Source organism: Serratia sp. (in: enterobacteria) (assembly GCF_046715635.1).
Lineage (GTDB): Bacteria > Pseudomonadota > Gammaproteobacteria > Enterobacterales > Enterobacteriaceae > Chania.
This window is the reverse complement of the sequence record NZ_JBKJYW010000499.1, coordinates 35,982-57,318: the sequence shown is the minus strand read 5'-3', so window position 1 is coordinate 57,318 and position 21,337 is coordinate 35,982. Positions and strand designations below refer to the sequence as shown.

Annotated in this window: 22 protein-coding genes and 3 pseudogenes; 3 read left to right on the top strand and 22 right to left on the bottom strand. The window is 46.1% G+C overall.

Annotated features, from left to right (window positions below):
* The first annotated feature begins 193 nt into the window (after window positions 1-193).
* Window positions 194-919, top strand: coding sequence for an SOS response-associated peptidase family protein (locus tag ACLQ7H_RS25810; protein WP_411755135.1), 726 nt, complete (start codon window positions 194-196; stop codon window positions 917-919).
* On the opposite strand, the pseudogene ACLQ7H_RS25805 reads toward ACLQ7H_RS25810, so the two are convergent.
* The 11 genes and pseudogenes from ACLQ7H_RS25805 to ACLQ7H_RS25755 all read right to left on the bottom strand — a co-directional run bounded on the left by ACLQ7H_RS25805 (window position 902) and on the right by ACLQ7H_RS25755 (window position 7,934).
* Window positions 902-2,163: pseudogene (locus ACLQ7H_RS25805) on the bottom strand (Y-family DNA polymerase). The gene ACLQ7H_RS25810 and the pseudogene ACLQ7H_RS25805 overlap by 18 nt on opposite strands.
* Window positions 2,147-2,584 (bottom strand): translesion error-prone DNA polymerase V autoproteolytic subunit, encoded by a 438-nt coding sequence (umuD, locus tag ACLQ7H_RS25800; protein ID WP_411755160.1) that lies wholly within the window; start codon window positions 2,582-2,584, stop codon window positions 2,147-2,149. The pseudogene ACLQ7H_RS25805 and the gene umuD overlap by 17 nt, the downstream one beginning before the upstream one ends.
* Before the next feature lie 271 nt (window positions 2,585-2,855).
* Window positions 2,856-3,176, bottom strand: coding sequence for a TA system toxin CbtA family protein (locus tag ACLQ7H_RS25795; RefSeq protein WP_411755134.1), 321 nt, complete (start codon window positions 3,174-3,176; stop codon window positions 2,856-2,858).
* Window positions 3,177-3,198: 22 nt separating this feature from the next.
* A complete protein-coding gene (locus tag ACLQ7H_RS25790; protein ID WP_411755133.1) occupies window positions 3,199-4,197 on the bottom strand; it encodes an ArdC family protein in 999 nt (332 codons plus the stop codon).
* Between the two features lie 82 nt (window positions 4,198-4,279).
* The gene (locus ACLQ7H_RS25785) at window positions 4,280-4,774 is read right to left on the bottom strand and encodes a hypothetical protein (protein WP_411755132.1); all 495 of its coding nucleotides are present in this window, start codon (window positions 4,772-4,774) and stop codon (window positions 4,280-4,282) included.
* Window positions 4,774-5,121, bottom strand: a complete 348-nt coding sequence (locus ACLQ7H_RS25780) for a hypothetical protein (RefSeq protein WP_411755131.1) — start codon at window positions 5,119-5,121, stop codon at window positions 4,774-4,776. Before ACLQ7H_RS25780 ends, ACLQ7H_RS25785 begins: the two co-directional genes overlap by 1 nt.
* 86 nt (window positions 5,122-5,207) lie before the next feature.
* Window positions 5,208-5,450: a hypothetical protein gene (locus ACLQ7H_RS25775; protein WP_411755130.1), complete on the bottom strand. Its 243-nt coding sequence runs from the start codon at window positions 5,448-5,450 to the stop codon at window positions 5,208-5,210.
* The gene (locus ACLQ7H_RS25770; protein WP_411755129.1) at window positions 5,450-5,905 is read right to left on the bottom strand and encodes an antirestriction protein; all 456 of its coding nucleotides are present in this window, start codon (window positions 5,903-5,905) and stop codon (window positions 5,450-5,452) included. Before ACLQ7H_RS25770 ends, ACLQ7H_RS25775 begins: the two co-directional genes overlap by 1 nt.
* A gap of 86 nt (window positions 5,906-5,991) precedes the next feature.
* Entirely contained in the window at window positions 5,992-6,276 is a 285-nt protein-coding gene (locus ACLQ7H_RS25765; RefSeq protein WP_411755128.1) for a hypothetical protein, read from the bottom strand.
* Between the two features lie 116 nt (window positions 6,277-6,392).
* The gene (locus ACLQ7H_RS25760) at window positions 6,393-6,680 is read right to left on the bottom strand and encodes a hypothetical protein (protein ID WP_411755127.1); all 288 of its coding nucleotides are present in this window, start codon (window positions 6,678-6,680) and stop codon (window positions 6,393-6,395) included.
* A gap of 348 nt (window positions 6,681-7,028) precedes the next feature.
* Complete coding sequence (locus ACLQ7H_RS25755) at window positions 7,029-7,934, bottom strand: integrase domain-containing protein (RefSeq protein ID WP_411755126.1); 906 nt, start codon at window positions 7,932-7,934, stop codon at window positions 7,029-7,031.
* Window positions 7,935-9,615: 1,681 nt separating this feature from the next.
* Here ACLQ7H_RS25755 and ACLQ7H_RS25750 point away from each other — a divergent pair.
* Window positions 9,616-9,762, top strand: a pseudogene (locus ACLQ7H_RS25750) (Tn3 family transposase); the annotation flags it as partial.
* 179 nt (window positions 9,763-9,941) lie between these two features.
* Here the strand turns inward: ACLQ7H_RS25750 and ACLQ7H_RS25745 are convergent.
* The 6 genes and pseudogenes from ACLQ7H_RS25745 to ACLQ7H_RS25720 all read right to left on the bottom strand — a co-directional run.
* The gene (locus ACLQ7H_RS25745) at window positions 9,942-11,168 is read right to left on the bottom strand and encodes a S8 family serine peptidase (RefSeq protein WP_411755125.1); all 1,227 of its coding nucleotides are present in this window, start codon (window positions 11,166-11,168) and stop codon (window positions 9,942-9,944) included.
* A 13-nt stretch (window positions 11,169-11,181) separates the two neighbouring features.
* Window positions 11,182-13,005 (bottom strand): ABC transporter ATP-binding protein, encoded by a 1,824-nt coding sequence (locus ACLQ7H_RS25740; protein ID WP_411755124.1) that lies wholly within the window; start codon window positions 13,003-13,005, stop codon window positions 11,182-11,184.
* 79 nt (window positions 13,006-13,084) lie between these two features.
* Window positions 13,085-13,261, bottom strand: coding sequence for a hypothetical protein (locus ACLQ7H_RS25735; RefSeq protein WP_411755123.1), 177 nt, complete (start codon window positions 13,259-13,261; stop codon window positions 13,085-13,087).
* Between the two features lie 49 nt (window positions 13,262-13,310).
* Entirely contained in the window at window positions 13,311-14,621 is a 1,311-nt protein-coding gene (locus tag ACLQ7H_RS25730; protein ID WP_411755122.1) for a radical SAM protein, read from the bottom strand.
* A 1-nt stretch (window position 14,622) separates the two neighbouring features.
* Window positions 14,623-15,369, bottom strand: coding sequence for a hypothetical protein (locus ACLQ7H_RS25725; RefSeq protein ID WP_411755121.1), 747 nt, complete (start codon window positions 15,367-15,369; stop codon window positions 14,623-14,625).
* A 532-nt stretch (window positions 15,370-15,901) separates the two neighbouring features.
* Window positions 15,902-16,295, bottom strand: a pseudogene (locus tag ACLQ7H_RS25720) (IS5/IS1182 family transposase); the annotation flags it as partial.
* Between the two features lie 75 nt (window positions 16,296-16,370).
* Between ACLQ7H_RS25720 and ACLQ7H_RS25715 the strand changes: the two are divergent.
* The gene (locus ACLQ7H_RS25715) at window positions 16,371-16,595 is read left to right on the top strand and encodes a DUF3742 family protein (RefSeq protein ID WP_411755120.1); all 225 of its coding nucleotides are present in this window, start codon (window positions 16,371-16,373) and stop codon (window positions 16,593-16,595) included.
* Between the two features lie 43 nt (window positions 16,596-16,638).
* Here the strand turns inward: ACLQ7H_RS25715 and ACLQ7H_RS25710 are convergent, their stop codons facing one another.
* The 5 genes from ACLQ7H_RS25710 to ACLQ7H_RS25690 are packed head-to-tail and all read right to left on the bottom strand — an operon-like array spanning window position 16,639 to window position 21,321.
* Complete coding sequence (locus tag ACLQ7H_RS25710; protein ID WP_411755119.1) at window positions 16,639-18,156, bottom strand: conjugal transfer protein TraG N-terminal domain-containing protein; 1,518 nt, start codon at window positions 18,154-18,156, stop codon at window positions 16,639-16,641.
* Window positions 18,156-18,524 carry a hypothetical protein gene (locus ACLQ7H_RS25705; protein WP_411755118.1) on the bottom strand — a complete coding sequence of 123 codons (369 nt, stop codon included), beginning with the start codon at window positions 18,522-18,524 and terminating at the stop codon, window positions 18,156-18,158. The genes ACLQ7H_RS25710 and ACLQ7H_RS25705 overlap by 1 nt, the downstream gene beginning before the upstream one ends.
* A 2-nt stretch (window positions 18,525-18,526) precedes the next feature.
* Complete coding sequence (locus ACLQ7H_RS25700) at window positions 18,527-19,951, bottom strand: integrating conjugative element protein (RefSeq protein ID WP_411755117.1); 1,425 nt, start codon at window positions 19,949-19,951, stop codon at window positions 18,527-18,529.
* 18 nt (window positions 19,952-19,969) lie between these two features.
* Complete coding sequence (locus ACLQ7H_RS25695) at window positions 19,970-20,917, bottom strand: TIGR03756 family integrating conjugative element protein (RefSeq protein ID WP_411755116.1); 948 nt, start codon at window positions 20,915-20,917, stop codon at window positions 19,970-19,972.
* Window positions 20,914-21,321 (bottom strand): TIGR03757 family integrating conjugative element protein, encoded by a 408-nt coding sequence (locus ACLQ7H_RS25690; RefSeq protein WP_411755115.1) that lies wholly within the window; start codon window positions 21,319-21,321, stop codon window positions 20,914-20,916. Before ACLQ7H_RS25690 ends, ACLQ7H_RS25695 begins: the two co-directional genes overlap by 4 nt.
* Between the last annotated feature and the right edge of the window lie 16 nt (window positions 21,322-21,337).

The window sequence follows — 21,337 nt, the reverse complement described above, 5'->3', positions numbered from 1 at the left end:
AATTGTATGGTGGCACCAGCAGCTATACTTAGGAACTACTGTGAAGCCTGGGTGCTTCACGTTCTGATGTTCCTTGGGGATTTTCCTGTCCGGGGATCATCCCCAAGGATACGGATGAATAGGGTACAAACTCAGAAAACTATCATCCTTACCAAGACTATAATTTACCCAAGCTATTATCTGAGGTAATGCCATGTGTGGTCGTTTCACTCAAATCAGAACCCGAGCTGATTACCTTGAATTTCTTGCGTCTGAATTAGAGTTCAACGGTGCTCTCGAACCTGTTCCTATTGGCAGATACAACGTTGCACCAGGTACCCGTGTTCTTCTTCTCAATCAGCGAGAAGATACGCTGAACCTCGATCCGTTGATGTGGGGATATAGTCCGGAGTGGTGGCAAAAAATGGGCCGTGCTCCTGTCATTAATGCACGGATTGAGACAGCGGCGGAAAGCCGTATGTTTAAACCTTTATGGCAACAAGGTCGCGCACTTGTAATGGCTGACGGTTGGTACGAATGGAAGAAGTCGCCTGAGGATCCTAAAATTAAACAGCCGTGGTTTATTTACCATGAAGACCAGACACCTATTTTCTTTGCTGCAATAAGTCGGTTTCATCCTGATGAGAAAGAGCCTTCAAACAATGATGGCTTTGTGATTGTGACAGCAGCGAGTGATTCGGGGTTATTAGACATTCACGATCGTCGGCCTGTAGTCTTACCGCCAGCAGTAGCACGTGAATGGATGGATCCAGCGACATCCTCGAAGAGAGCCAAAGAAATTGCTTTAGAAGCCGTGACACCTGCAGAAGAGTTTGACTGGCACCCAGTAACAAAAAAAGTGGGCAACATCCGCAATAATTGCCCGGAACTCATCGAGCCATTAGACGCTCTGTTTAATCACTCACCTAACAACGGGTAACTCAGACCAGCGGGTTGTGTACGCTGGCGATAACATCTCTCGTTTCATCTGCCATGCCTTTTGTATGCCTTGCCCGGCAAACCAAACTTTACCCTTGCCGGATTTATTAATATCATCCAGCACGGCCATCAGTGCTGCACTGTTAGCCTTTGGCTGATTATCATCAAACAATCCCAATTGAGCTACACCCTGACTGTAAAAATCACCCAGCATCACCCCGCCTTTTTGATAGCGATGTCCGTCTTTCCATATCGCACCAAGACACCCTACTGCCGCCGCAATGATGTCACGCGAATCTTGTGTAGGGATGTGAAGCTTAGTGCTAACGATGTTTCCATAGTACGGTTCGTTCAGCGCAAATGGGCTGGTTTTGATGAAGGTTGAAATGTGTCGGCAATATTGATGTTCTGCACGTAGTTTTTCAGCAGCGCGAACAGCATATCCGCAGATGGCCTCATGCATATCCTGATAGTCCGTGATCCGCTCACCAAAGGAACGACTACAAACTATCTGCTGTTTTGTCGGGGCAAACTCTTCCAGTTCGAGGCATTGTTCACCGTTGAGCTCTCTGACTGTTCGCTCTAACACCACATTGAAGTTTTTACGCACAAATTGCGAATTGGTTTCAGCAAGCTGTAATGCCGTAGTAATGCCAAGTTGGTTCAGCTTCTTACCAGTACGGTGGCCAATACCCCATATGTCCTGTACTGGCGTTATTGCGAGTAGTTTACGCTGTCTGATGGGCTCAGATAAATCTAGCACACCACCAGTTTTACTCCACTGCTTAGCCGCATGGTTTGCCAGTTTAGCCAGGGTTTTAGTTTGAGCTATCCCTACGCCAACAGTGAGACCAGTCCACCGCAATACCCGCTGGCGTACATCACGGCCAAACTGATCAAGGCTCATACAATTCTTGACCCCGGACACGTTCAAGAATGCCTCATCAATGGAGTATAATTCTGTGGCCGGTGACATTGCTTCAAGTACCGTCATGACCCGATTAGACATGTCAGCGTAAAGCTCATAGTTACTACTGAATGTAATCACACCATGCTGTTGGATAAGATTGCGCATTTTAAAATAGGGTTCGCCCATTTTAATTCCGAGCAATTTGGCTTCGCGGCTACGGGCTATCACACAGCCATCATTGTTCGAAAGTACAACTATCGGCTTCCCCTGCAAATCCGGCCGGAAAACAGACTCACAGGATGCGTAAAAGAATTAACGTCAGCGAGGGCAAACATTTGAAGCCTCATTAATGACGTATCTCACCACACCGAACGTTTCCAAATCATCGCCACCATCATTCAAAATGATAGGTGTGTAGTCTGGGTTCATGGCTTCAAGCTGTACAACAGGATGTAAGCACAGTTTTTTCACTGTGAACTCCCCGCCTACAGCCGCAATGATAATGTCGCCATGCTGTGGTGTGACACTGCGATCAACAACCAGCAGTGAGCCGTCATAGATACCGGCTCCAATCATAGAATTACCCGATACTCGCACAAAATAACTCGCTGCAGGATGAGCAATACATAGTTCATTCAGATCCAGTGGCCGTTCTACATAATCTGCTGCAGGGCTAGGAAAACCTGCCGGGATTGTCTCGTTAAACAACGGGATAAGAACGATTTCACGAAGCGGAGAAAGTTGGTAAAAAATCATCATTCACATCCATAATTAACTGTATATACATACAGGATAATTTATAGGAACATTCCTGTGAAGTCAGCTAACGAACGTTTTTCGCAAGCCTCTGGATCTTCGAAGAAGATAATTTTTACTGGGTGTTTAACCACTAAATTAACCGATTGCGGATTGACCATGAATTCAAGGATGAGTTTAGTGGCATAGGGAATCGGGGGACATTCCAAACATCTCCCCAGGGAAATGTTTCCCTGGGGAGTGAGGTTACTGGGTAACCTTGGGTAAAAAGTCAGTGCTGCGTTGGTTTGTCGCCTGCCTCATCGATACAGACGAGTTGGACTTTCTCTGGCACAATTTCCAATATGGCAACCAAGAAGTTGCTCGGAGTCAGTAAGGGACTTCGAGGAGACCAGACGTTCTGGTCAATCCTGTCCAGGTGGTATTTTTCGACCAGTTGGTTTATCGCTTCAAACACCGGCACGTTAAGTTCAACCAACTCTTGTACAACAGTATCGTCATGCAGGTTGGTATCGTTCAACGTCAGCCCGAAATGCTTCTTCAGCAGATACGCCGCTATCGTCTGGTATTCACGAACTTCATGGGTATCCATCGTTAATTCCTCCGATATTGGCTCAGGCTGCAGCCAGGGCCTGTTCACGTAAGATAAGGTACTCAAAGGCTTCTCGGGCAAAACGGCTTGCCTGAAAAATAACCTTCTTGTCTTCTTTCAGTGCCTTCAGCCATGACGCGATATAGCTCTCATGCTGAACATCACCCTGGATACCCACTTCGGCGCACAGGAATGCCGAACCGATTTCCGCCACAAGCTCTTCGAACGCATACACCGGGTCCCCAAACCGACGTGAAGAAGACGTTATGCCTTCTCGCGCCAATCGGGAGACATGACCGGTAGAATGCACCAGCTCATGCAACAGCGTACTGTAGTAATCTGCCGGGCGATGGAACTGCACCGCTTCCGGCATCGTGATACGATCTGCTCCAGCGCTGTAGAACGCCCGGTCTTGATGCCTATGTACCACCGGTACGCTACTGCAGGCAACCACCTGTTCTGCTCGCTGGATACGCTCAATATCGTGTTGCTCTGGCGATTCTACTGCATCACCGGCCACCCTCACCGGCGTCAACAGTTTCTCGGGTAAATTCTCACATTGCTCAACGTTGAACAGGTGAAAACTGGTCATAAAATTCCGCTGAGAAACCACGGCGTTCCCCTGTTCGTCAAAAAGCGGCCTGCCCTGTTCGTCAGCCTCTTTTTTCTCAAACGGCTTGAACAGGGTCACCAGTGTGGATTTCTCGCCTTTGCGTACGTTACCGCCCACATCCAGTGCCTGTTTGAACGTCAGCCAGCGGTGTGAAGTAAACCCCTTCTCCGCTGCATCAATCCACAGCAGCAACACATTGATACCGCTGTAGGCTCGTCCAGTAATGGCGTTGGCCGGTAATCCGCTCATGCTGACAGAACGGCCACCGGCAACACTACGCCACGGTTTACGCCACGGAGACGTGCCCTTTTCCAGTGCCGCGACGATTTTATCCGTCACGACCTGGAACAGGTCCACTTTATCCTGGTGACGTGATACTGCCTTTTTCCTGGTTTGTTTCGTTGTCATGGTAAGTCCTCGCCATAAAAAACGGGGACTTACCCCCTTGCGGGAATAAATCCCCGCAAGGGTTGTCAGTGCTAGAATCGCATTAACCGATAATAGCGTCAGTGTGTTGAAGCCCTGGTGGTAACATCACCGCCAAATGGAGGTAGGTGTTTAACCAGTCAGAAACTTGCTGCCACTCGGTACGTCCGACCGTCGAGTGAAGGGCGTAACATGTAGGGCAATAGTGGTTAACCAGCAGCAGTACCGCCATCACCAGAAAATCGTAAGGATGATGGTCGGTATCACACTGACTTTGCCGCCGTTCGGAGGAAAACAACCGAACCAGGCAAAGAGGGTCACCTGATAGGCCTGCGCTAAAATCACCGTTAAAGGAGATAACGCCCAAACCGACCATACTGTCGTCATACCTCAGCGGTTTTGTTCCACTGTGGTCATAGACAGTCAAAGGCTTACCCAACCAACAAAAATCAGGCTCATTACGGATCCGATGATGCACCTGAGTTACTGCACGACACAGTTCCTTCCAGGCCTCATGGGGAACAGTCTGAAGATGAGTGAAAGAATGGTTCCGCTTCATCACCATCCTTCCTCCATCTCGATCTCGATCGCTCTAGCCATGCCACATTTGAAAAAGTAATCCCAGGCACCTTCAGTAATACTTCGCGCCAGGGTAACCACCTCTTCAACCAGTGCTCGGCAAGACGGATGCGTGAAACGGGGTGAGTTGCCGCCACATTTCAACGCAAAATCTTCGGCAAGAAAACCTATCGCCCAAACGTTATCTGTAAAGCCATCCTCATCCGGTTGCGTGCCAATTCCCAATTGCTCATGGGCAGCAATCACCAGCAAATCACCTTCAAGGTTTGCCAGTTCACACAAGTCATCGAGAGAAAAGGAGCCGTTGGCCTGGTTTGTCGTCATCATGGTAAGTTCCTTTATAATTAAAAAAGGGACTTACCCCCCCGATAGGGAAGTCAGTCCCTATGGGTGAGTGAAATCAAAACATCGGTTTAGCTGCCCTGAGTTCGAACAACCTCTAATGCAGCCTCCAGCGTTAACCAGCAGATCCCATTGTTGGCATCGAAATCATGAACAGCCTGTTCAAGTGCTGCTATGGCTTCGTCATGGGTCGCCGTCTCGTCTTGAGACTGAACATCTTCGGCGTACCACAGATCCAGCAGGATCATTTCTTTCTGATCCTCATGCTGCTGAAGTTTTTGAATGGCTTCAGCCACGGTTAAGATAGCGGCCATTAGTCAATCGCCCCACCAATAGCGGCCCATTCAGGATGCCGCACTGCAAAATCACGCAGTCGGTGGTAGCTCTCGATAAGAAAGTCATGACCAGATTCCGCCAGGACGCATAGGGCATACAGTGACACCGTCATTCCCAACGCTTGGGCACTCATCTCACCCTGGTAATAGTTTGAGTGCACCTCAACACGATAGGTTTTTTCTGTCTGCGGACAGACAAAGAACCCGCCATCGGATTGGGTGTACCAATGCCAAAAATCCCCGCCATAGTCCTCGCCATAGTCCTGACTAAACTTACGGGCATAGGCGTAGCACATCTGAGTAAAGCTAACCACATGGAGAGTGGCACTGTCCTGGGAAAAACCCTGTTGGACGAGTACCGAAACCAGGTTGTAGAAACCGGTCATCCAGTCAGTGTTTTCCGCCGTTACGACGGGTGTTTCTGTTTTTGTCATCTGTGTCATTCCAGGTTTTCTCCAAAAAAAGAGCGGAACCTTCCCTTTGGGGGACACGTCCCGCAAAGGATTGAGTAACAATAAGGTTATGCGACGTTCACCACAGACGTGGGTAGCAGCATCTCGCCGTGTTCGTTCACCATCGCTATACGTTCACGCAATAAACGACTGGCATGGCTGAAACATCGCCGGTCACGCTCACTCGCTCGCTTACAGCTCAGATTTTCCAGTTCTGCAAGGTGACGTTGCGCACTACCCCGCCATGAACGTCGCTCATCATTCCCAACGCAGGCGCAGAAATGGGCATTCGCCAGGGTAAACATACGGTCCGTTGCATTGCGGTATTCCGCGACAAGAACAAAGGTTGTCATAAGTCACTCCGTATCAAATATGACAGGGAGTCATCCCTTTACGGGGATCGGCTCCCGTAAAGGTGAGAATGAAAATCTCTACCAGGGGAAAAGCATCCCGGCAGAGACAAGAGCCATTAGCTCGCTGAAGTAATTATCAGTTTGTAATCGTCATATTTCACCAGGAAGCTCTCTGTCAGCTCGACAGATTCCTCCCCCAGACGAACAAACAGGGTTAATGAAAATGTCACTTCCGTATCGGATGGAACGAGCCGCTTACTCCAGGCATCCTGCGCTGCTTTTATCAGCGCAAGTTGCCGACGTTCCCACTCAGCGATGCTGAAGCGGTCTACGGCGCGATCCCAGGCCGATAACGTGATAGATACCGGTAAAAAAGCCAGTTCTTTGTCTTTGTGTGAGTCCATAGATGTTTCCTTACGCAAAAAATAAGGGAACACCTATCCCTGGAGGGAAGCGTGTTCCCTTTAGGGTGAGTCAATCAGATAGGATGCCAATCAAGGCAAGTGGGATAAACGTACCTTCATCGCAGTAAACTGCGATCCCCGCTTTCAAAGATTCAGGGGGGTTACCGCTCTAAAAGCGTTGCATTTCAGGTCTAGGCAACTGGGGTTTGACCACCTTACAGCGCTACCTTACAGGTCATGGCAGCATTGGGTGTTGTCGAAGACAACGGTTCAACGACTAAAATCGTACACAATTCAAACGTACTCGACAAGCCCCCTTTTTTGCATAAATACTCACCGTTGGCACTGTCAAGACTCATCATCACTCACTCTGTTATAAACCCTGGCAACATAATGTCCGCGCCCATCCCCATGCCCCAAATCCATCGAAACCATTGCCTCCGCTTCTTTCCGGCTTAACCCCTTATTCATATGATAGTCAGTAGCCTCTTTGGAATAGGCATATCGTAGACTGTGCGGAGACTCCTTCCCCGTTAACCCAGCCTCTTTGAGCGTATTTCTATATCTATCAATAGCAGAGTGCAAATTAGGCTTATCTATTAATCGCCCATTGTGTTTATCAGCATATTTTATCGCCTCATTGACTGCGCGAATAACTGTATCGCGATCCACAACCGTGGTATCCCTCGGGCGTCCACCTTTGGTTCCGAATACAATCCGTATGCGTTCATCCCCTTTATTCAATGCCTGTCTCCAGGTCTTTAATGATTTTGCTGATTGAACAGTTTCTTCCGTTCTTAATCCTAAACAACGAGCCAATTGCATTGCGGCGGCAACACCTTCGTCTTTATCACGGACCTGGGCGAGCGCTGCGTGATAGCGCTCGCCTGAAATAGCAATTTTAGAACCGTCACGACTGGCCCCAGATAAGCCGAGAGCTGAATTACTTAATCGTTCATGACTCGGATCGGCGAGTTTCGTCCTACCTGCAGTAGTAAATATCGCCCGAATAGCCGCCATTTCATTTTGCATAGTACGTTTTGATATATTTTCAGACTGCCGACTTTTTATATATAGCTCAACATGATTGGTTTTTATATTACTGACATCGCGGATCTGGATATTTAATTTCAACATACCTTCTGCGAAACGAGACGCTATTCTGGCGCGATCTGAAACGGTTTTAAAACTTCCGCCAGATTTTCGGGCCAATGTGATCAATTGCTTACTTAACTGCTTATTGGCTCTCGACATCCCCCACTCCTTTCGTCCTGAAAAACGCACGACATTACCGCCTTCGTCCCGAAGGAAGAAGGTCGTACCGAACTGCATTTTTGATGTACGCCAAAAACGTCTGAACAACGTTCAGCACGACGGTGATACATCCTGGCCCCGACGACACGGTTTGATTTGCGCTTCCTGCGGCTCGACTGATAACTGTGCATCGGGGTGGCAAAATGTTGAGTTCTTGTGAGGTATCCACAGCTCGCTGAGCTGCTTGCGGCTTGCGCCGGTACCTGACTATTGCCAGGTCACCTCCATCCATCAGCTTTCGCTAATGTTGCCATCGTTACCGAATCGATTGTTCTCCTTCATTTCATAGATAAGCGTCTTCATGGGGTTACCCCGTTTTTACGACGCGATGGTTTAAAAAATATCTTTTTACTGCTCTGGACGTTCCATAGCCCGTGGTTCGGCCAGGGTACTACGTGTCGGTCAGAGCGTAGAAGACGTTGGTAAAGCCCGTATTACGTGGGTTCGTCCGTTATGCGCTTTGCGCGTCACTTGGTATATGCTTCGCAATTACACAAGTGACGCGCTGCGCAACTCCCGCGCCAAATGCTGCTTCTGCAGATGCCAAATGTTCCAATTGGCATAGCAGAACGCCGCAAATGTTGCCGGGATGGCTGGACGTAGGTCCAAAGAGATAAGGGCATAGACATGGTGTTTCTCTTGGTAATAGAGAAACTAGCCCGCTGGGGTGCAAGTTGTCGTGATGAAACTGACTGTCCGTGAGTGGATAAACGTACCTTCATCGCAGTGGTTCTGCGATCCCCGCTTTCAAAGATTCAGGGGGGTTACCGCTCTAAAAGCGTTGCATTTCAGGTCTAGGCAACTGGGGTTTGACCGCCTAACAGCGCTACCTTACAGGTCATGGAAGCATTGGGTGTTGTCGAAGACAACGATGGGACAGAGGGCATCATAAATGAGAGTTCAAAAACCTTCAACAGAAACGGGGCGGAGATATATGCAGCAGAAGAGACGGAGTTTTGCACATACCCACCCCCAGAGTCTGTTCGCTTGTCCCGCTCACAGACCGCTCCCGTTTGCCGGGGTGCTGGGTGGCCCCCGGCTTCACTGGCTTTTCTGACCGTGGATATGTGCATAACTCAATTTGTTTTTTCAACATTTTCAGGTTTTCAATGGCTTTTTTCTACCTATTTTACTTCCGTTTTTATAACGTACTCAAACTTTCGCACTCCTCTGAAATAACTCATTTAATCGTTAAAGGTGGTATTCCCTGTTTACTTAACATTTCATACATTGCGTAAAAAATCACAACAAGGTCAATTACCTTGCATTAACTAACCGTGAAATTTTTATGCAAATAACATTAAATTGAAATGGGTTTATCATTATCGGCCGAGGATTGAAGATTGAGGAGCAATGATGTAAAAGCACGCTAAGTAGATAATTTATTGTTTGCATTAAAATTTAATGATCTAGGCTGTGTCCCTCAATTCAGTTTTCATACAAATCAATACGATAGAAACAGAAGATTAGAGTAATTTTGAGCAAAAATGCCAGAATTAATTACTAAATAGCGCTCAGGTTATGAGCAGTATTCCCTTCCTAACAATTGAGGGACACATCCTAGCATGTTTACTCAAACACTGCGCAAGCTCGGCAACCACTAGTGGCAGAACGGTCTGGCCGTTACGTTTATGCTGGGCTAAACAAGGGCGAGGTATGGAACGCGCAGGCCTGAGCGGTGTTTTTTTATTGATGGGATGAAATTCGTGAACGCAGCTTTGTGCAACAACGCTATAGGGCCTGCGGTCTCAACCTGGGGACGGCGGCAACCTGCGTTGACTGCCCGATGAAGTCCTTATAGTGATTTTCCTTTCCACTAAGAGTGCCCCTTATTTTATCTATATCCGATTTATTCAACAATGTAATCCCGCACTTTCTCTCGTTACCGACAGAAAAATGAAAAATAAGTTTACTAACTCATTATATATACATTCCCCCCGTTGCAACTCAAAGCATAATTGCACGCTCTACGGCTTTGGCTGCATTAACCAGACCATAACCAAACCATGGACTCCATCCACTCGTATCAAAATAGCCTCGCTCAAAAGGTGATATTGGAGTATCTAAAACATAACCCGACGGAGTATCATTGCAATTGAAAGAGAGTTCAGGGTAGCAAGAAAAATCCATATCCTTTGTAGCAGTTTTCTTTATTAAAGATACTATATCTCTTGCATTCAAGTTAGCATTCGCACTAACCACTAAACCTGCTACGGCCGCAACTAAGGCAGCCGAGGCAGAAGTACCTTTAAAATTATGTGTGAATTTTTTACTATCCGCTGATCGCGTAGTTAATCCTGGTTCGTTGAATAAGTATGCATCAAAGCAATGACTATTATTAGAAGGCGCACAAATTGAAATACCGGGGCCATAACAAGAGTAGTGCGCTTTTTGCCCGTAACAATTGACCGCTGAAACTAGTAAGACATTATCTAGTTCGGCTAAAGAATGGGTAAAACAGGTAGAAAAACGCGCATCGCTTAATTGACCATGAGAATTTACGTAGCCATAGTAGGGAATCTCATTATCTGTTTTAAAATTTATCGGACAGTTCGAATTGCCCGCCGCCCAGACAAATACAATGCCTTTACCTCGGCGCCCACCTGTACTGGATAACTCTCGAATTAGCTCTACATTCTCTTCTGAAAATTTCATATGAGGTAGTCTGGCCCATGTGTTAACAAAAACATCAACCTTATCCGAAAGAAATTTAAGTATCTGATGGAATCCCTTTTGAGTGATTTGAAAACCATCATCATACTCCCATCGAACAGGCAGAAGACGACAACCAGGTGCCACACCTATAGGCAGGACTTTTGATAAGGGTGCTGCCATTAAACCAGCAAGAGCGCTACCATGTCGATAACCAGGAATATACATTTTATCTTGCATTACTTTGGGCTGACCGGCATATACGATCCCATTTTTCAAATAAGCAGCCGCAATAAATTTTGAAGAAATATTTTCATCTATGCAACTTAGGAAGCAACCATCGTCCGCAAATCCAATCACAACATCTTCACTACCAAACCCCTGTAAACTCTCCCAAGCACTTTCGGCATTGACTGAAAAATACTGTAGATTATTTTTATCAGTTTTTCTTCCATGCAAATGCCACTGAGCCATATATTTTTCAGAACGCAATAGTACCGCTCTTTTAATTAATGATACCATTTCCCCTCCAAGATTAGAGATTTGCCTGTTGTTTCCAGAGCATATAATATGCCCCTCTGCGTTGTACTAAATCATCATGCGTCCCTTCCTCTACAATTACCCCATCATTTAATACGATGATTCGATCCATAGTAATAATAGTTGACAATCGATGGGCAATAGCGATAACTGTTTTATCAGTCATTATTTCATTGAATGAATCCTGAATATCTGACTCTGTAACTGAATCAAGTGCTGAGGTAGCTTCATCAAGAATTAGTATGGGAGAATCACGCAAGATCGCGCGACATATACTTAGCCTCTGTCTCTGACCACCTGATAACTTTACACCTCGATCTCCAACCATTGTCGAGAAACCTTTATTTACTCCATCAGTAGCATTAATGATAAAGTCCAAGGCTCTCGCCTTCCGAGCGGCTTCGATCACATTCTCTTCGTTTACATTCTCACACCCAAAAGTTATATTCTCAAAAATAGTTCTATTTAATAGCATATTATCTTGCGTTACAATGCTAAAATTTCTTCTGAGATCATTCTGTGTAACATCTCTAATATCTATATTATCAATTCTAATCTCACCCGACGAAGGATCATAAAATCTCAGTAGTAAGTTAATCAAGGTTGACTTTCCGGAGCCAGATTCACCTACAATTGCAACCTTTTCTCCTGAATGGATGTGTAGACTTAGACCATTTATGACGTTATTACCACTATCATAATCAAAAAATACATTATCTATAAAAACGTCACCCTTAACTTTGGGGAAAAATACAGGCTCACTGTTATCGGAAATTTTATTATCAAAATGCAAAGTGTCTAATGCTGCATTGAATAGACCAATGGACCTCATTGCGCCAGTAAGTTGACTCATTAAAGTTGACAATTGAGACTCCAGCCTGAAAACAAGGCCGAAAACAATGGATATCTCCCCAACTGAAAGACGACCCGCCTGCCAAGATTCAATGGAAATATATCCAATAGCTACCATCGCTGCAGAACTGGTAATAATAAGTAAAGTTTCAGCAACAGTGATTGCTCTAAGAAAGCTTTTTGATTTATTTGTAAAATCTCTTAAATGAAGCTCAAAGAATGCCTTTTCATCTCCTTCAGGAGAAAATGATTTAACATTCATAATGTTGGAAAATATATCAACAAGATGCCCATTAATAATATTCGATGCATCCGCTGATTTTCTTGATCGCCTTTTTATCTCGGGAGCAAATTTATATGATAAAAAGGCATATAGAATAAGCCAAAGTATAATTACGACAGAGAATGAAAAGTTAAGAACACTCATAAACCCAATGACAAGAATAATATAAGCAACGTTTGACCATATGATCTGCAATGAATTTAGCAAAAACTCCGTTACAGCCTGCCCGGCTTGCCACACAGCAGAAGAAATTTTCCCTGTATGTGTTTTGTTAAAGTAAGCAATGTCATTATTCATGACTCTAAGATAAAGTACCCATCTGACAAGAGGACTAAATTTTGCTCTAATGCATTGGTCACAAAGAAGTCCCATAAACAACGAAGTAAGAGGACGAATAATAAAAAATAATAAGGCTGCAAGTATGAGCAACTGATTCTGCGTCAATATGTCTACTACACTTTGAGATAATGTTTTGTTAAGCGAGTCAATTATAAGACCGACAATATAGATAACTCCAACATCGACACATGCCTTTATTATGCCCGCAATCGCAATCATAATAACAACGAATTTTATTTTCCCAATAAAAAAAGAAAGCGTAGGTTTCTGATTAAAAAAAGACGAGTCTTTAGGAGGGAAAGAGTTTATTATATTCTCAAAATAACGAAATATGTAATCTAACATTTACCGTTCCTTCACTTTAATCAATAATGATGGCAACACAGTTGCCATCATTTTGGTATGTCAATATTTATTTAAAGAATTACCAGCGCCCCCCACCTACACCGCCCATGCCTGTTGTACTACCACCGCGGCAGCAGAGAAATTCAAAATTACCTTCTTTTTCATCCTCTTCTGAGGAAATAAACTTCGCAGTATCAACAGGTGCGACTTTGTTAGTTGATACATTTTTTACATCATCAAAATCTTCTTTGTTCATATGTATACCTTAGCTAATTAAGACTACATGTTACGCATCATAACAGATATTATCTATTTAATGCGTCCTTGATGCTAAACTTCAGCAACTCTCTGGTCAGATGACAAAGTGGTCCACGCGGACTTATCTCACCTTCGTTCAGCCGGGCGGATAAACATCCAGAAGCACAGCTCCACCTGGCAAAACACTTTTTGCAATCAGAAAAATAACTAGCATCAATTTTTCTTAGATTGTTAATCTTCGTTAAATCAAAAATAAAGCGGTTATCAATGAATTTTCCAACATGATAATAATCGTATCCTGAATTATTTTTTCTACTATATCTATGACAACCAGCTACATTTCCTTCTGATGTGATCGCGAATTCTACATTACAAAAACGAGATGATCGGCGGACTATATTCGTCATCATTTTACAGGTAACATATATACCGTATTGTTTTCCTAGCTCATAGGCATCAATAAATGCATCAACGAACGCCTGCTGTTCAGGTTTGCTCATTTCTGTTTCACTAGCCCTCCCAATTTCAGCCATAGGTTCAAAACGTATAGCTTTGACATCTGTATTTCTATATGTGTACTCAACCATCTCTTTTAGAAGATCAGAAGATGCGAATGATATTGTTGTTCTAAAATGACAAGGCACACCATATTTAGTCAATATATTCGCAGTTCGCATGACTGCTTTGTGTGAGTTCTTACCATTTGGAAATGATCTATTTGCTTGTAACTCAGGAAGAATATCACAAGACAGAGTAACGTAATGAATATTCTTTGAAATCCACTTGGCTTTATCTTCAGTAATTAAAACACCATTTGTAATAAGTCTAATCCAATATTTAACACCCTCTTCATCGGCACGGTAATGTATATAATTTGTGATCCAGACGATCAAATCCCATTCTATAGTAGGTTCCCCTCCGCCTAGATAACGAAATTCAGCAGTTTTATGCTTATGATTCTTTGCATTATTTATTACGAGATCCACTGCCGCTTTTGCAATTTCCTTTGACATCGGTGTAAACTTTTCATTTGAAGCCTTTGCATAGCAGTAACTGCAGGCTAAGTTACAACTTTCCGTCAGCAAAAGAGTTGCTTCAATAGGTTTAAACTGATCGATCTCTTTTATATCAGGTAAAGGATTAGTAGAAAATCCAAAGAGATCTTTACCTTCCATTTCTTTAATGAGATGGCTATTGAGTTCGACGGGACTAAGAACCTCATTTTTCTGTAACTTGATGAGTAATTTTTCATTTTCAACAGAGGTTTTTATAGCATAGCCTCTGATCGGAAAGTGAATATAAACGTAACCATCATTACCATTGAAAAAGTGCATTTCTGTATTAACTATCCCAGTCATGTTAAGTCCTTATCTGTGATAAATTAAAAGCCTGTAGATTTCTTTCCAGAAATTCTTTCACAGAAACAGGCGGTTCAATATTAACTATTGGGTATTCAAAGATTTTTTTGCTGTGCCGTTTATTTAGCAATGCATGTAAATGAAAGTGCCACGGTCTATCGGTAAAGCCAAACATAGTAGTTTCAGGGAAAACCACACCACAATGGCGACTATGATTGACAAAATACCCCTCGACACCCTTTGACTTTTCATATCTTAGATTAAGAGATTTCTTCCATATTCGAGTATGGGGATCATGAAAAATCGAGCCATTAAAAGCCAATTCTTTGCGTTGTGGTACACACAATGTATTTATATCCCTGAAGGTAAAACAGGAACAGGTCACTGCATCGTTGTAGGAATGGGTTTCGAGAATAAAATCGTAAAAATCAGGATCATAAATATCATCAGCGTCATGCATCATTACCCAGTCGATATCTTCTGTATCAAGAAAATCTAGCGTATAATTCCTTGCTGACACTTGATCGTAACCACCCTCTTCTATGCTTGTATCGTATCCTTTTCCAAAGTTACGCATACATAGTGTTATTTTATTAGAAAGCTGATATGTCGATTCAAATAAAGAATCAGTCAAAAGGATAATAATTTTACTGACCGAGGACGAGCGTGATGCTTCTCCCAGGGTGGCCAATGATATAGCTAATTCGTTACTGCATACAGTACAGTAAATACCGATCCCTTTTTTCATATACTTTCACTTTCCGCATGTATTTATGCTTTAAAGATAAGGCCGTAATGTTCATATAAATATGATTAAAATCAATTTTTTCTTACTAACCTCTCTATCTCTCAGAAAAAGACAATTATTTTTACGCTTAGGGTTTTTATTAGTTTGTTTAATATAAAAAAAAGTAACAATTAGATTATTAATCTATCTTATTATATGGTGTAGACTATAAAAACGGATCTTGCAATAGCTCAAATTCAATTATTTAAATGAATAATAAATAATATTAAATGAAATAATTAGCAATTAACCACAATAATTTAATCTAAAAGGAAGGTAGATAAATATTAAATTTATCAAAAGGTTACCATATAATCCTTTAGAGAGAGACTGACAGTTAGCTTATTATCCCCATTGCGTAGACTATAATTTAAATATAGCAAGAACTATCTTCAATATTACACACGCAATAATTACAATTGGAAATTATTAGATAATGATATTATGCCTATCCTTTTTTTAAAGATGTTGCTTTTCTTACCCTATAAATCGTCTATCTGGTAGTCTCGACCTGCGCCCCGTAGTGCCGCAGCGTAAGATGCACCGAACAGTTGCTTGAGCTTGGACATCGCTATTTCTAGCATCGAACATCGGTTGTAAGCCGTGTCCTATTTCCAGTAGGTACTCCACGTAAGATGTTGTCTGGCCACTACCTGATTTCGGTTGGCGTACTCCGTTGACCAGTAATCTGCACAGGTTCGCGGTGGGATCAACGATTTGATTTTTTACTTCACAACTCGTCATTGTACAGCTTCGTATCTGAAGCCCCATCGACTGAAGCAATCTTGATTGATTTCCCGATGAGTCTGTAGGAAAAGCACCGGGAACTCATCCGCGTCAGTGACATTGTTCAAGAGCAGGTCAGCACAAATCACCTCGTGGGTATCACGTTGTAAATAGGTTGTCGCTGATTCGCATCTACCGTAATGTATTAGTGAAAAAATTCTTTGGGGTTAAGGACTATGACCAACAAGGCATCAAATCAGCAGGATGATATCTGGGGTGTTATCGCCAAGGGGCTAGTAGAAGCAGTAAAAATGATGTTTTCAGTTTTTGCATTCTTTTTAACCACAAATAAAACTCAAGATATTGATGTGAAAGAAGAGGATGGTTGGCGTGAAGGCCATAGTGGTACAGGTTGCTATATGGGAAACACTCGTATAGATGATGAAAATATGGATAAATGATTTGTAAAAAAACCATCTATCCATTAGTCAATATATTCAATTATTACTTTTTAATCGCACTACGCCCTTTCGTCGCAACTGCCTTAGCGGCTTCCATTGCAGAAGCGCCCCCTTTAGCGCCCGCATCCATACTTCCTTTGCTTGCATTACTTATAGCAGATGACATTGCGGCACCGAGCTGTACCCCACTCCAGCCTACAGCCCCAAACCAGAATGCGGGCAGCACCACAAACATCGACCCCAACACCAGATTCATGATCCAGCCTTCAGCCCCAACGCTGCTGAACCAGTTGTAATACCCGCGAGCGCCGGTGTAGACAATCTCGATTAGTCGATCGTCAAGCCAACTGCCCAACTCCCACCAGAACGTCACGAAAGTCATCGCAAACATGACAAACGTCAGCGTTACCACCACTTTGGGGTCATAGGCACCAAACAACATCACCAGGGGGATGCAAATGACCAGTGCCATCATCAGGATGCCATGCACCATAGGCAACGCCTGGCGTAAGGCATCAAACGCCGGTAACTGGGTCGCTTGTGCCGAGAATGCGCCCAGGCCACTGACCATCTGCTTGAAACTGCTATCAAGTGCTATCCCGGTCCCCCGCTGGCTTCCAGCCAGATAGGTTTCATGCCCCCCGGACATCAGGGTATTTTGCGGGCTGACCAGCCAACGCAACAGGTTTTCCTCCCAGTTCTCACTGTCAACGAGCTTCATTCTGTTGGCAACTTTCGTGTTATAGGCTCCCGCCAACCGACTTTTCAGCCCTGTACCGGATGCACTCCACCACTCTTTGCACGTTGGATACCCGCCCCGTCCCACATCGGGATAACCGCTATCCCGGCTGTCGCTGTACGGCCACTGCGAACGGGGTGAGGTAGACGTGTAGTAGTCATAATATCCGCCCGTATTCAGGAAATAGCTTGAGCCTATCCAGCCCACCGAATTAATGGTGGCATCACTGAGTTGGCTATTGGTGGATTTCAGCTTGAAATAGGCCTTGGAATAGCACTGATTAGCGAATTCCTGTACCTCCTGTCGGGTCACCGGATCAATAAGTTGGGTATGCTGTACCTCAAAGCGCAACTGGCGCAGTTCCATACCGCAGGGGATAGACGCAATGGCCGCATGCGTCACCCCTTTTGACAGGTTGTGAACCAGGTACCACCACATCGGCACCTTGGCAACCTGGCCGTTGAAGTCGGTCAACAACCCACCATAGCCTGATTCATCCGGCTTGGGCACATTGGTGCCGCATTGCCTGGAGCGGGTTTGGTCAAACTTCATCACCGTCAGATCCACCTCTTGAAAAGGCATCGCGCAGAACATAATAACGATAAACGCCACGTACAATACCTGCTCGATGCGAGGGAGCGCCAGCGCCCCCTTGTTTCCCTCGTCATCCCCTTCGGTACGCACCTTCAGCCAGACTCCGGCCACCTTCAGTACCAACGGCAACGCGAACAATCCCGTGGCGGTAATGATGGTCCACAGGGCGTTGTTAATCAGCCAGCCCAGGAACACCAGGAAAAACTCCAGATAACTGTCCGTCGTCATCACATCCCCCAACGGTAACTTGTGAACTCAATCAGCAAGGCCAGGCACACCATCATCACTTCGAGCCGGTAGACCGCCCCCGGTGATGGGGCCTGACGCAACAACGTCGCACGGACACGGTGAAACCACATGGCGGCCACAATGCCGTACAGTGTTAACCGCCAGATAAACAGCGGAACTCGCGCCTGCTGCAGCCAATCTGTCAGTGCGGTTTCATGTCCGGCAAGATACAGCCCCACTGCCGTCGCACATCCCCCCAGTAACAAAATCCCTGCCATACCGAAAATAAAACCGGCAGCTTTACGCCACCGGCGCGGCACCTTTTCCCCTGATTGGCTTTTGTCCTTCGATACTTTTATGGTCATCATGATTATTCCTCCGTGGACTTGCTGAGCCCCTGGACAGCACTGTCATTTTGTTGACGGTCCTGACGCAGGCTGTTGTCCACTTCACGCGCTTCCTGACGGGTGATCGCCACCAGAATGGAGTTGTTGCTGATGGCCTTGCGTATATCCATCTCATTTTTCAGCGCCTGGATCTCCCGATCCAGAAACTCCAGGCGGCGATCAGATTCCGCCACGATGGGCTCTTGGGCTGCTACGCTCGGCTCTGATTGCCCCACCATCAACATACGACGCATCGCCAATGCCGTCGTAATGGTGTCTGCCATCGCCAGTTCCCCGGCCAGACGCTGTACCAACGCCCCATTGTCCGGGTCATCTTTCAGCGCCTGGATAACCCCGCGCGTTACGGCCAAATCACCGGTTTTCAACGTTGCCAGATTAGTTGCATTGGGAGCCAGGTTACCGTTCACCAGTTTGATCAGGATCTCCTGATTCTCTTTGGTGGTCTTTTCCAGCGTGGGAGAAAAACCTTCGCCTGGTGTAGAGGTGCCCGGCTCATTTTCCAACCCACCGCTATTACATTCGCTGCCACTCACACAAGTGCGTAGCGCTCGATCCCCCAGAACTTTCGATACCGCATCTGCTGCTTCAGCACTAGTTTTATACTTCTGACACAACGAGCCATTACACGCTGTAGTGCTCACCGCAGCATCACTGGTAGCAGACTGTTTATTCAGGATGTTGTAACCCGCTTTGGCAATGTCATACGTGGGTTTGATAGCCTTCTGACCCGTCCCCCCTCGCTGTTGCCCCCCCACCCATTTCACCCCTTCTTTGCCCGTCGATTTCTTCAAGCTGTTGTCTGCGCGGATCGCATCAGAAGTACTGGAAATGACGTTTTGAAACTCTTCCCCGATAGCGGTTTGCGTCAACTTGCCTGACAAGGAGTAATCAGCCAGTTTCTTCGACATTGTCTGGCAGTTGAGCTGAGCCTTGTCGAACGCCACATTGGCCTGCAGAACACCGTTGGTCAGCAGTTCATACAATCCGGGGTTCGCACGCTGGATTATCATCGCTGGCAGGCTGGCAACCGCACCGGTAGCCCCATTAATCACATCCCCCATCATGTTTTTGAAGCCGTCCGTCGCCCCATTGAGCTGGTTCTTGACTGTGGTACTCAAATCGAAGTTGCCGCACATCAAGTCATTGTTCCAACTGATACCGAGCCCCATTTTCTCCATATTATTTGAACTCGGGGGCTGGGATATCACGGTTCCCCCACCGATGGAGTAAAATAGGTTGTCGTTTACCGCCCCTTTCATTCCCTTGCCATAACCGGCGTTCGCCTCTTCGCCCGTGATGTCGAACACCACCGCGAATGCCGGTTGATTCAGAACCAGCAGGACAGCACCCGCTAGCGCCCCTGCCTTTAAAAATGCGTTGAATGTCATGGTGTACACTCCCTTGAGTTAAAAATCAGTGCTGTAGAGGAACGTTTGCCCGCGCCGTTGGCAGCAGGAATAGGGTTGCCAGAGCGCCCAGGCATACGCGCCATCTGTCGCGATGGGGTTACTGTTGTCCGGGAACACGGCACAGGAGGAAGAAACCGAGGGTACCAGTGGTTGCCATTTGTGGTTTTTGGTGCCGGTATTTTCGGTCACCGGCTCCGGCGGCCAATACCCGTCACTGCGACTGGCGGTCATCGGGTTATAGACATGCACCTGGCCGGTGCGCGTGATGATGTCTGCAGTACGTTGTGCAACAACTGCAGCCGCTTTGTAGTCATCCACCTGGGTGACAAACCCACCACGGGGGTACACATTGCCCCACATATTCCCGGTTGACCCCACTTCACGCCTTCTCGGTGTCAGGGCTTCCGGGTAGAGGTTTTCCGGGAGACCGGTGCGCCACATCAGGGCATCCAGGGTACTGAGGAAATACGGCACAAACGCCGTGGCCGAACCGGCGCAGGTGTAGCCCATCGACCCCATGAAGTTGTTAAACAACGGGGCGGCTAATGCAGGGTGACCAATCGCATCGGCGTTCTTGAAGCGCAGGTTGTCCTTGCGCAACCCACGCTTCTGCTCATTATTGCTACCGCCTTCAGCCACACCCGGAATCCCGGTCCCCAGTATCGCCACTTCCGACCACGGGTTATCCCCGGTCTGGGCATAGCTGGACACCACGGCATTGGGAATGTAGTGCTTCACCTTGACGGAGGTCCGAACCGTACATCCCCACGCGGTACAGAACAGCCAGTAACACACCCCGACAACCCGGTATTCCAGGCAGGACGGAGAAAGGGCACTGGTGACTATCGCTACCGAGTTGATGGCACTGGCCGTGAACGGCTGTACCGCGCTGCACAGCAATAACGCCGTCGCCAACTTATGACGACGCAAGGAGAGTCGTTTCATTGAGCCCCCTTGTGCTCAGCCAGCTTCGCTTCGGCCAGGGCAACGTCAGCCGTGCCGTACACAACATAACGGTCGTCAAATACCACGGCAGGATATTTCTTCAGTTCGAGACCGTAGGCCTGGAGAACGCCCTGGTAGGCCTGCACTATCTGTTGTTCTTTCTGTTGCCAGTCAGGGGACTGCAGCACCGCTTTGGCTTGCTGCTCTGCTTGGCGAGGGTCAGCAGACAGCGCACCGAATACTTCACGCTGGACAACCTCCGGTGCATCCAGGTAAACCACCTGATGCCCGGCACCTAAACCAGCAGGGGGATACTGACTGTCGGTATACACCACGGTTGTCGCCTGTGCCGATACGGCAGCGCACCCGATAGCCAGTAAGAACACAGCGTTACGTTTCTTCATCACATCTCACTCCTGT